This window comes from Pseudomonas baetica (assembly GCF_051216495.1).
GTDB lineage: Bacteria > Pseudomonadota > Gammaproteobacteria > Pseudomonadales > Pseudomonadaceae > Aquipseudomonas > Aquipseudomonas baetica_B.
This window is the reverse complement of the sequence record NZ_JBPKAM010000009.1, coordinates 92635-99576: the sequence shown is the minus strand read 5'-3', so window position 1 is coordinate 99576 and position 6942 is coordinate 92635. Positions and strand designations below refer to the sequence as shown.

General features: G+C 61.7%; 8 protein-coding genes. 6 read left to right on the top strand and 2 right to left on the bottom strand.

Features of this window, described 5'->3' with window-relative positions:
- The first annotated feature begins 137 nt into the window (after positions 1–137).
- Entirely contained in the window at positions 138–2192 is a 2055-nt protein-coding gene (locus tag ACSFE6_RS06135) for a S9 family peptidase (RefSeq protein ID WP_435426760.1), read from the top strand.
- A 295-nt stretch (positions 2193–2487) separates the two neighbouring features.
- The gene (locus ACSFE6_RS06130) at positions 2488–2961 is read left to right on the top strand and encodes a cyclic nucleotide-binding domain-containing protein (protein WP_435426759.1); all 474 of its coding nucleotides are present in this window, start codon (positions 2488–2490) and stop codon (positions 2959–2961) included.
- Here the strand turns inward: ACSFE6_RS06130 and ACSFE6_RS06125 are convergent.
- The gene (locus ACSFE6_RS06125) at positions 2958–3248 is read right to left on the bottom strand and encodes a hypothetical protein (RefSeq protein ID WP_435426758.1); all 291 of its coding nucleotides are present in this window, start codon (positions 3246–3248) and stop codon (positions 2958–2960) included. The two genes, ACSFE6_RS06130 and ACSFE6_RS06125, sit on opposite strands and share 4 nt — an antisense overlap.
- Positions 3249–3344: 96 nt before the next feature.
- Between ACSFE6_RS06125 and ACSFE6_RS06120 the strand changes: the two genes are divergently transcribed.
- The 4 genes from ACSFE6_RS06120 to ACSFE6_RS06105 all read left to right on the top strand — a co-directional run bounded on the left by ACSFE6_RS06120 (position 3345) and on the right by ACSFE6_RS06105 (position 5587).
- The gene (locus ACSFE6_RS06120) at positions 3345–4031 is read left to right on the top strand and encodes a spermidine synthase (RefSeq protein WP_435426757.1); all 687 of its coding nucleotides are present in this window, start codon (positions 3345–3347) and stop codon (positions 4029–4031) included.
- A 49-nt stretch (positions 4032–4080) separates the two neighbouring features.
- Positions 4081–4452, top strand: coding sequence for a YajD family HNH nuclease (locus tag ACSFE6_RS06115; RefSeq protein WP_007944009.1), 372 nt, complete (start codon positions 4081–4083; stop codon positions 4450–4452).
- Between the two features lie 203 nt (positions 4453–4655).
- Positions 4656–5126, top strand: coding sequence for an RNA methyltransferase (locus ACSFE6_RS06110; protein ID WP_046816778.1), 471 nt, complete (start codon positions 4656–4658; stop codon positions 5124–5126).
- Between the two features lie 83 nt (positions 5127–5209).
- Positions 5210–5587: a YgaP family membrane protein gene (locus ACSFE6_RS06105; protein ID WP_435426756.1), complete on the top strand. Its 378-nt coding sequence runs from the start codon at positions 5210–5212 to the stop codon at positions 5585–5587.
- A gap of 110 nt (positions 5588–5697) precedes the next feature.
- Here the strand turns inward: ACSFE6_RS06105 and ACSFE6_RS06100 are convergent, their stop codons facing one another.
- On the bottom strand, positions 5698–6927 hold the full coding sequence (locus ACSFE6_RS06100; RefSeq protein ID WP_435426755.1) for a hypothetical protein: 1230 nt from the start codon (positions 6925–6927) through the stop codon (positions 5698–5700).
- Positions 6928–6942 lie beyond the last annotated feature (15 nt).

Genomic DNA, 6942 nt, shown 5'->3' with positions numbered 1-6942 from the left:
CATAGTGGGGGCGACGTGAGGGAGCAAGAGAGGACAACGGTGATGCTGGGGGTGTGTTGGTCCACCCCCCCCCCCCCCCCCCCCCCCCTCCCACGGGTTGCGGCGCCCTTATTTCGTACATAGATCGAGAACCTTTCATGCCCCTACCCGCCAACGTTTCCGACGCCCCGATCGCCCGCAAGGACGCGGGTGATGACCCGTATGCCTGGCTGCAGGAGCGCGACACCGATGCGGTGCTCGACTACCTGAAGGCTGAAAACCGCTATCAGGAGGCGCAAACCGCCGATCAGGCCGGCCTGCGTGAAACCCTGTTCGAGGAGATCAAGGGCCGGATTCTCGAAACCGACCTGTCCTTGCCCTCACCGTGGGGACCGTATCTGTATTACACCCGCACCACGGCGGGTGACGAGTACGCCCGGCACTACCGCTGCCCGCGTCCGGCCGACGACAGCCTGCAACTCGATGAAAGCCGGGAACAACTGCTGCTCGACCCGAACGTGCTGGCCAATGGCGGCTTCTTTTCCCTCGGCGCTTTCAGCATCAGCCCGGACCATCAGCGCCTGGCCTACAGCATCGACTCCACGGGTGATGAGATCTACACACTGTTCGTGAAGGAATTGTCCGACGGTCGCGTCAGCGAACTCGAATTCAAGGATTGCGACGGCAGCATGACCTGGGCCAACGACAGCCTGACCCTGTTTTTCGGCGAGCTGGACGACACCCATCGCCCGCATAAGCTGTTCCGCTATCGCCTGGACGGCACCGCGGCCGAAGAAGTGTTCCATGAGCCGGACGGCCGCTTCTTCATGCATTGCTACCGCTCCAGCTCCGAGCAGCAATTGTTGCTGTCCCTGGGCAGCAAGACCACCAGCGAAGTCTGGGTGCTGGATGCCAAGCAGCCACAGCAGGCCTTTACCTGCATCGCGCCCCGGGTCGAGGATCATGAGTACGACGTCGATCACGGCGCGCTCGATGGTCAATGGACCTGGTTCATTCGCACCAACCGCGATGGCATCAATTTCGCCCTGTACACCGCCGTCGATACCGGAGCGGCACCGACCGAGGCGGCCTGGCAAAACCTGATTCCCCACAGCGACACGGTCATGATCGACGGCATGAGCCTCAACGCCGGCGCCATGACCTTGAGTCTGCGCGAAGGTGGCTTGCCGATCATCGAAGTCCACCCACAGGACCTGCCGAGCTACCGCGTGCAGCTACCGGATGCAGCCTACAGCCTGCACGTACAGAACAGTCTGGAGTTCGCCAGCGAGCGGATACGCCTGCGCTACGAAGCGTTGAACCGCCCCGCGCAAATCCGCCAGCTTGAACTGGTCAACGGCGAGCAAAAAGTCCTCAAGGAAACCCCGGTACTCGGCCCGTTCGATGCCGATGCCTACGTCAGCCAGCGCCTGTGGGCAACCGCGCCTGACGGCACACAAGTGCCAATCAGCCTGGTCGTCAAACGCGAGGCGCTGGGCAAGCCGACGCCCCTGTATTTGTACGGCTACGGCGCCTACGGCGAAAGCCTCGACCCGTGGTTCTCCCACGCACGCTTGAGCCTGCTCGATCGCGGCATGGCCTTCGCCATCGCTCACGTGCGCGGCGGAGGCGAGCTGGGCGAAGCCTGGTATCGCGCGGGCAAGCAGGAGCACAAGCACAACACCTTCAGCGACTTCATCGCCTGCGCCGAGCATCTGATCGCCAATGGTTTCACCACCGCACCACAACTGGCGATCAGCGGTGGCAGTGCCGGCGGCCTGTTGATCGGAGCGGTGCTCAACCAACGGCCGGAGCTTTTTGGGGCCGCGATTGCCGAAGTGCCGTTCGTCGATGTGCTCAACACCATGCTCGACCCGGATCTGCCACTGACCGTCACTGAGTACGACGAGTGGGGTAATCCTGAAGATCCGGATGTTTATGATCGGCTCAAGTCCTACGCTCCTTACGAAAACGTCACCGCGCAGGCGTATCCGGCGACCCTGGTGATCGCCGGCTACAACGACAGCCGCGTGCAGTACTGGGAAGCGGCCAAATGGGTGGCCAGGTTGCGCGCGACCAAAACCGATGCCAATCCCCTGCTGCTCAAGACCGAACTGGGCGCGGGGCATGGTGGGATGAGCGGTCGATACCAAGGATTGCGTGACGTAGCGCTCGAATATGCATTTTTGTTCAAGGTTCTGGGCATTGCCTAAGGAACTTGGCCTAAGGTGCCTGTCTTATTTCCCGGCACCTGTAGGAGAGGGGGGGGGGGGGGGGGGGGGGGGGGGGGGAGGGGGGGGGGGGGGGGGGGGGGGGGGGGGGGGGGGGGGGGGGGGGGGGGGGGGGGGGGGGGGGGGGGGGGGGGGGGGTGGGGGGGGGTGGGGGGGGGGGGGGGGGGGGGAAGTGGGTTGTGGGTTGTCGGGCTCCCATTGTCGTCGTTCCCCCCCCCCCCCCCCCCCCCCGCTCCTACAGGGGATGCAACAGACACAACAACAAAGACCACCCGACATGTCAGAACCCACACATCTGAACAACGAAATCCGTGACTGGCTGATGGACTGCGGCCTGTTCAATCAACTGCTACCGGCGGACTTCGCCGCCGCCTCGGGCTATTTCAGCATCAGCAGCATTGCCCAGGGCGAAGAGATTTTCCATGAGGGCGATGCCGGCAGCTTCATGTGCATCATCCACACCGGGCAGGTCGCCGTGCAAAAGACCACCAGCGACGGCCAGCTAGTGACCATTGCCACTTTGCGCAGCGGTCGTTCGTTCGGCGAAATGGCCGTGCTCGATGGCGAACGTCGTTCGGCCAGTTGCGTGGCGGCGAGCCATTGTCAGTTGCTCAACCTGGGCAAGGACTCCCTGGAGAAGATGCTCAACGACGCACCGAAAATCGCCGCCAAGATCATCCGCGCCCTCGCCGTTTCCCTCTCCAAGCGCCTGCGCATGGCCGACGGGCAATTGCTATCGCAGCAGGTCTAACCGCCGGGTGACTTGACCTTCGGCGGGTTCTGCTCGATCCCCGGCACCGGCTGATCCTTGGCCGGTGGGCTCGGCCTCTCGATGGGGACCAACGGTGGACCGCCGCTGCCAGGGCCGACCTTCGGCATCGGCGCGGGGGTGATTTGCGGGTACGGCGTGGGCGTCGCGGTGCCAGGCGAACCGGGCATCGGTGCGGGACTGACGGGCATGGTTTGCAGTGGTTGGGCCTGCACTGCACTAATCGAGAGCGCGGCCAGGGCAATGACCGTTAGAATGGTGCGCTTCATCAATGGCTCCGTTGGCCTTGTTGTCATTTGCAGGCTACTCCCAACTGCGCGTGTTTGCCTTCCCCCCTGCCGTCATTTTTCCGTCAAGTGAGCCCCATGAAACGTTTCGTTCTGCTCGACACCACGCCTATTCCAGAAAACGGTGGCGCCCTTTGCCTGTTCGAGTACGGTGAGGATTTCGTCATCAAGATCCAGGGCGGTGACGGCGGGCAACTGATGAACACGCGCATGCACGGCTCCGAAGATGCCTTGGCCGAAATCCCTTGCCGCAAGGTGGCCGGTCGAACCAATTCCCGGGTATTGATTGGTGGCCTGGGTATGGGCTTCACCCTCGCCTCGGCGCTCAAGCACCTGGGCAAGAACGCTGAAGTGGTGGTCGCCGAACTGGTACCCGGTGTTGTGGAATGGAACCGGGGCCCGCTGGGTGAAAAAGCCGGAAACCCGTTGCTGGACCCGCGTACAGTCATTCGCCAGGAAGACGTGGCCAAAGTGCTGCAGGCCGAGCCGCAAGGTTTCGACGCGATCATGCTCGATGTCGACAACGGTCCCGAAGGCCTGACCCAGAAGGCCAACAGCTGGCTTTACTCCGCCGGTGGCCTGAGTGCCTGCGCCAAGGCCCTGCGACCAAAAGGCGTGCTGGCGGTCTGGTCAGCCAGCGCAGACAAGCAGTTTTCCGACAAACTGAAAAAAGCCGGGTTCAAGGCCGAGGAAGTGCAGGTCTTCGCCCACGGCAACAAGGGCACCCGCCACACCATCTGGATTGCCGAGAAGCTCAAGGGCTGAGCTAAACTCTGCTGTAGAACCGTCATTAGTCTTTTACAAAGGTGAACCCATGAGTTCGTCCACCCCAACCAACACGTCGAAGCTGGACCGCATCCTGGCTGACAACCAGCGCGACAAGGAAATGGGCTACCGCGACAAAGCCCTGAAAATGTACCCGCACGTGTGCGGCCGCTGTGCCCGTGAATTCTCCGGCAAGCGCCTGAGTGAACTGACCGTGCACCACCGCGACCACAACCATGACAACAACCCGCAGGACGGTTCGAACTGGGAGCTGTTGTGCCTGTACTGCCACGACAACGAGCACTCGCGCTACACCGATCAACAGTATTTCGGCGAAGGCTCGCTGAGCACGCCGAAAATCGCCAAGGCCACGCATAACCCGTTTGCCGCGTTGGCTGGCCTGATGAAGAAAGAAGATTGATCTTCAGTGCCTGACCCAGCCTCATCGCTGGCAAGCCAGCTCCCACAGGAGATGTGGTGTACACAGACTGTGTGATCACCAGCAAACACTGTGGGAGCTGGCTTGCCAGCGATGACGATCGCCTAGACACCGCCAATCTCCAAACTGCCCCCTGTCAGCCAATCCCGGTATAATCGCGCTTTTTCCCGAAAGGCACCCCGCTCGTGGCAGACAAACGGTACAGCTGCATTGGTTTGTACAACCCCAAATCACCGGAAAATGTCGGCTCAGTGATGCGCGCCGCTGGCTGTTACGGCGTGGCGTCGGTGTTCTACACCGGCAAGCGCTACGAACGCGCCGCCGACTTCGTGACCGATACCAAGCGCGTCCACTACGACATTCCGCTGATCGGCATCGACGACCTGAAGAAAATCCTGCCTCTGAATTGCGTTCCGGTCGCCGTGGAGTTGGTCGATGGCGCCCGCCCGCTGCCTGAGTACACCCACCCGGACCGCGCGCTGTACATCTTCGGCCCGGAAGACGGCTCGCTGGATAAAGAGATTCGCGACTGGTGCGAAGACGTGGTCTACATCCCGACCACCGGCTGCATGAACCTGGCCGCCACCGTCAATGTCGTGCTGTATGACCGCATGGCCAAGGGCCTCAATACCCGTTCGGGGCCGAAATTCCGCTAAGTTGCGACACTTTTGATGGAACCGGCTGACGGCACCGGCAGTCAGCTGACTATCGATGACTGAACCGAACCTGGAGACCGATCATGAGCGAACTCAAACGCGTAGAACGCATTGAAGCCACCCCGTTCCAGACTCCTAACGATCACAACGTTCACGGTTGGGAACGCCTTGGTTCGCTGGCCGGTGGTGCGGTGATGGTGGGCAAGGGTCTGCGCCGTGGAGGGATTTTCGGCTTGATTCAGGTAGCCATCGGCGGCGTAGCGCTGGCGCGTGGCATCACGGGCCATAGCTCGGCGAAAAGCCTGCTGGAAAAAAGCCGTCAGGACATGAATAACGTGCGCGCGAAAATCCAGCGTGCCGCGGAAGATTTGAACCGGTTGAAGGCCAATGCCGAGGCGGCGACCAAAACCGCGACGGTGACCGGTAATGACTCATTGAAGTCGCCGAAAGCCGGGGTTTGATCCAGAACGAGGGGCGTGTTTGATGGCCTCATCGCGGGCAAGCCCGCTCCCACAGGTCATGCGGTGTTCACACCAACCACTGTGGGAGCGAGCCGCTCGCGATAGCGGCATTACTGAATCAACTCGGTATCAAGTACTTTGGAAGAATCACCAATCACGCTCTCACTGAGCTGAACAAAATCCTTGGTGTCCACACTCCCCAACCGCATCGCCCCGCGCATCACATCATCCAGCGAACGCTTGTTGCGAGTCTTCAGGCGAATTTCGCGATCCAGCTCCTGTAACAACACCACAGCCTTCGAAATCTGCGCCGGGCTGACCTGCTCGCCACGCAAGGTGGTGACTTTCTGTCCCTCCTTCGCCAAGCGCCCTTGCAAATTCTGGTAACGCTCGTCACTCATGCCTCCAGCGCGGCGTATCAGCTCAATGGCGTAATACTCGGCAAAGCCTTCGCTGATCCAGTCACTGCGCTGCCGGTCGTTGATCCGCCCGAACACCTGCGCCAACTCGCGCACCAATGCACTGGTGCCGACTTCGCTGACCAGCGGCAAACGACTGTTCAGGTAAATGGACTCGTGCGCCGCCAAGCTACCGCGCCACATCGAATCGTTGGCGCCGACAATCAACACCTTGGCGGGATGGCGAGGGAAAACGGCCTGCACTTGCGGCCAGACAAAAGTCAGCAACGTCAGCACATCCATGCGCCGCATACCCTGGCCCTGGGGCGAGGCCACGGTGACTTCGGTTTCTCCCAGGCGGGTGCGACGACTACCCAGGTGGCCAGCGAGCATCCAGCCGGTGGGCCGGTCGAACAATCGGGATACGTTGTCGATGCGGAACTTGTTTTTGCCGATTCGCGGCCAGGCGGTTTCGACGCTTTTCCAGCCGCTGGGCAACTCGAATTCCAGGCGTGAGACCAGTTCGATTCCGTCCTGCTGATCGAGTTTGGCAGGCGGCACTAGATCGTCACCGCGCAGCAACGCCCAGTTCGGGGTCATGCGTGTATCGAAGCTGCCGCTCTTGCGGCCGTGACTGATGCGTACGCGATACGTCAGGCTGGCCTTGTCGGCGGCTGGGCGCCAGACACCTCGGGCGTGCTCGCCCGGTGTCAGCTGCCACTGGCCGTCGGCCTTGAAATCACTGTAATGGCTGCCGTCGCCAAGGTTGAAATCCAGACTGCGTACCGCCGAGCCTTGCACCAGCGTCAGGCGAACTTCAGCCTGGTCGCTTTGCGGCAACAGGCGCACGTGGTAATCCAGGTCGACCTTCTTCGCCGCCCACACGGGCGAACTCAAGGTCAGTAGTCCAACGACCAACGCTCGCCGCCATCCCACAGCCATACACACTCCTTGGTG